Consider the following 3760-nt stretch of genomic DNA (forward strand, 5'->3'; position numbering starts at 1 on the left):
ACTCCTGCGGGAACAGCGCGAGCCGAAGATCCACTCAGGAGCGCTCTTTGCTCCTGAGTTAGCTGAGGCCGTGCCCGCGGAAAGGGAGCCAATTTCACTTGAGTAGCGGGTCAGATAGTTAAGACAGAGTTTATATAAAATCCGTCATAACTAAACTTCTTTTAGATAAAACTTCACTTAAACTTATTAACCATGTTAGATAAACGGCTTCTCCTGATAATAGTAATTAGGCGTGATAACTTTATTTTCATACCTTTTATGAAACACATGTGTTGTCGCAGGTGAAACTGGTGGAATGAGCCACGACCACATGCCAGTGACATCTCGCCCAGATTGAATCTCTTTGTTTTCAAAAGCAAGGAATTGTTGAGCTGCCGTGTGATGATCTACAATAGTAACCCCATGCTGTTGGTAGGAATATAAGACTGCCAGGTTTAATTCTACTAATGCTCGATCTTTCCACAATGAACGGTTCGTTTGCACATCTAAGTTTAAATTATTGGCAACGAGAGGCAATAAATTATAACGATTTTCATCGGCGAAGTTACGAGCGCCAACCTCCGTTCCCATATACCATCCGTTAAATGGAGCAGCACAATATTGGATCCCACCAATTTCTAACCGCATATCTGAAATGATCGGCACTCCATACCATTTCACTTCCATATCACCAAAAATAGGCTCGGTTGGATGTTCAATTGGTACTTCCATAATTATTTCTTCAGGTATTTCTTTCCACATTGGTTGTTTATTCCCCACCTGAATGACTAATGGTAATAAATCAAAGGCTGTACCATTTCCTTCCCATCCAAGTTCCAGACAAACTTTTGTGAATGTGATAGAATCTGGATCTCCAATGACGCCTTGTTCTGTTTCATATCCTGCATATCGAAGCAACTGATGATTCCATATCCGAATAGGGTCTTCACCAGGAATTACTGGATCAAAGATGGTGATGGTCGGGATAATCTTACCACCATTTGTGGCAAAGGAGATATGGTTAAATAGTTGCTCAAAAATGGCATTCTCTTCTTTTGTTCCTCTGGCATCTATAACGTGCAATCGATCCCAAAACAATCGACCAATACATTTATTTGAATTTCTCCACGCCATTTTTGCACCGTGCTTTAATTCTTCTGTTGTATGTGCATAGAAACCGTTTGATGATATTTCTTCATTCACTTGGTTTACTCTACTATTTAATTCAGTCATGCTATATCCAAGCTCATCATAACAATTGGTTAGAAAGTTTTCAGCTTCTTTCATTAGCTTGGCTCGGTCTGTGTTGTTTCCACTAGTCATTCTAATTAACCTCCACATAATGATGATCTTTGTATTAGCATTAGCCATTACCTAGGTTACCTATAATATGTAAGCATAGACCTAAGAACCATTCACTATAATATTAATTATACAAAAAAGACAAAGACCTCGAAAAAGGCTCTTTGTCTTTAGTTAAGCGCGCCCGGAGGGATTTGAACCCCCGACTCATGGTACCGGAAACCATTGCTCTATCCCCTGAGCTACGGGCGCATAATTTTTGGAAATAAAATTGCCACAAAAATCATTATATCTCAAATCATAGATCAATTCAATGGAATCCTTGCTGTCCTATCGCAAAAAACTACCCAAAAACAAAAGAAACGTTCTTATTTCAATGTTTATTTCATAGAAAATAGGGAAGGATGAAAATTAGATTTACATTGGTCCTATAGATTTGTTACAGCGTGGCTAAAAACTATTACATAAGTTAATGTGTTTCGTTTGACCTTAATTGACCAATTAGTTATGATAAGGATAGTTAATCATCTATATAGATGAGTGGACTTACATAAAGGAGGAGAATTTCCAATGAATTTAATACCTACAGTTATTGAACAAACAAACCGCGGAGAACGTGCATACGATATTTACTCTAGACTGTTAAAAGACCGCATTATTATGCTAGGTAGTGGAATTGATGATAACGTAGCAAATAGTATTGTATCACAGTTACTATTTTTAGCTGCAGAAGATCCGGAAAAAGATATTTCTTTATACATTAACTCACCAGGTGGATCGATCACAGCTGGTATGGCAATATATGATACGATGCAATTCATTAAACCAAAAGTATCTACAATTTGTATCGGTATGGCTGCATCTATGGGTGCATTCTTATTAGCTGCTGGTGAGCCAGGCAAACGTTATGCACTTCCAAACAGTGAAGTTATGATACACCAACCACTTGGCGGAACACAAGGTCAAGCAACGGATATCCAAATTCACGCTAACCGTATTATTGAAATGCGTGGTAAACTGAACAAAATTCTTTCTGAGCGCACAGGTCAACCACTTGAAGTAATCGAAAGAGATACAGAGCGTGATAATTTCATGTCTGCTGCAAAAGCAAAAGATTATGGCTTAATCGATAAAGTAATGGAGAAAAATGCCGACTAATCTTGTAATCAATAAAAAGGACCCTTCTAAAAAAGAGTGGAGTGACCTAACTAAATGAGACAGAGGAAAAAGCACCCCCTGAGTCGTATATAAATTAAACGACTACTGGAGGTGCTTTTCTCATGGGAGAAAATAAAAATGTTTATTCTGAAGAGGTTAAAAGGAAAGTCATTGAAATGAAGTTGTCTAAAAAATATACCAATAAACAGATTATGGAGAAGTGCGGTATACGTAACGTTAGTCAAATCAAAAGATGGATGAAATGGTTTCGTGATGGGGAGGAACACCGACTGTCGCAACCCATTGGTAAACAATATTCCTTTGGGAAAGGTCCTGAGGAGCTAAGTGAAATAGACCAATTAAAACGGCAAGTTAAGCATCTAAAAATTAAAAATGAAATCTTAAAAAAGTACCAGGAAATCGAAGGGAGTTGGTACCAGAAGTAGTAATAGAGCTAGTGGAGTCATTAAAGGAAGTTTATGCGGTATCGATGATATGTGATTGTATTGGAGTCCCTAGATCTACTTACTATCGTTGGCTTCAAAAGTCATGGGAACCGACTGAGCTAGAACAACAAATAATCGATATTTGTAAAACCCTAAAATACAGAGTTGGACATAGAATGGTTAAAAAAATATTAAAAGAGGATCATCATATTTCTGTAAATAGGTTAACTGTGCAAAGAATCATGCAAAAATACAACATCCAATGTCGAGTCAAACCTAAAAGAAAATCAAAAATTGCTGGTGAAAGTAAATGTATCGTTCCAAATTTGTTGGAACAGAATTTTAAAGCAGATAGACCTAACCAAAAGTGGGTTACAGATATAACATACTTGAATTTTGGAGAGTCAACGATGTATTTATCATCCATCATGGATTTGTACAATAATGAAATTGTTGCTTATCGAGTTAGTCATAACCAAGAAGTAGATCTAGTGCTAGAAACATTGAAAGCAGCTTGTAATGGGCGAGAAACGAAAGGACTGATACTTCACAGTGACCAGGGATCGCAATACACTTCGTATGCTTTTCAAGAGTTAGCTGAAGAAAAAGGCATTATCACAAGCATGTCCCGCAAAGGCAATTGCTTTGATAATGCCGTCATTGAATCCTTCCACTCCACCATAAAGTCGGAAGAATTCTACACACACCAAAAGGCGCGTCTTACAAACTCTATTGTACTAGAAAAAGTCGAATCTTACATGTATTATTACAACTATATACGACCGTTTTCAAAATTAAACTGCCTTTCCCCTGTTCAATTCAGGGCAAAGGCAGCATAGGTGCTTTTTCTTGTCTCATATTACTAGGTCAGTTCA

The 3760-nt window shown here is 37.5% G+C and carries 3 protein-coding genes and 1 tRNA gene; 2 read left to right on the plus strand and 2 right to left on the minus strand.

The window, feature by feature from the left end; translation table 11 throughout:
• Positions 1–195 precede the first annotated feature (195 nt).
• Entirely contained in the window at positions 196–1302 is a 1107-nt protein-coding gene (locus tag NYQ66_RS05765) for a nitric oxide synthase oxygenase (protein ID WP_259867870.1), read from the minus strand.
• A gap of 158 nt (positions 1303–1460) precedes the next feature.
• Positions 1461–1533: transfer RNA gene (locus tag NYQ66_RS05770), tRNA-Arg, on the minus strand.
• A gap of 318 nt (positions 1534–1851) precedes the next feature.
• Here NYQ66_RS05770 and clpP point away from each other — a divergent pair.
• Both clpP and NYQ66_RS05780 read left to right on the plus strand, forming a co-directional pair.
• The gene (gene clpP / locus NYQ66_RS05775; RefSeq protein WP_259867873.1) at positions 1852–2439 is read left to right on the plus strand and encodes an ATP-dependent Clp endopeptidase proteolytic subunit ClpP; all 588 of its coding nucleotides are present in this window, start codon (positions 1852–1854) and stop codon (positions 2437–2439) included.
• 122 nt (positions 2440–2561) lie between these two features.
• A protein-coding gene (locus NYQ66_RS05780; protein WP_259867866.1) for an IS3 family transposase occupies positions 2562–3724 on the plus strand; the annotation gives its coding sequence in 2 pieces (ribosomal slippage) (positions 2562–2844 and positions 2844–3724; 1164 coding nt in all).
• The last annotated feature ends 36 nt before the right edge of the window (positions 3725–3760 follow it).

Source organism: Aquibacillus koreensis (assembly GCF_025154055.1).
GTDB lineage: Bacteria > Bacillota > Bacilli > Bacillales > Amphibacillaceae > Aquibacillus_C > Aquibacillus_C koreensis.

Coding starts and splice junctions, on each gene's coding strand:
- NYQ66_RS05765 (WP_259867870.1), bottom strand. CDS start 1,302: ATGACTAGTGGAAACAACACAGACCGAGCCAAGCTAATGAAAGAAGCT.
- clpP (WP_259867873.1), top strand. CDS start 1,852: ATGAATTTAATACCTACAGTTATTGAACAAACAAACCGCGGAGAACGT.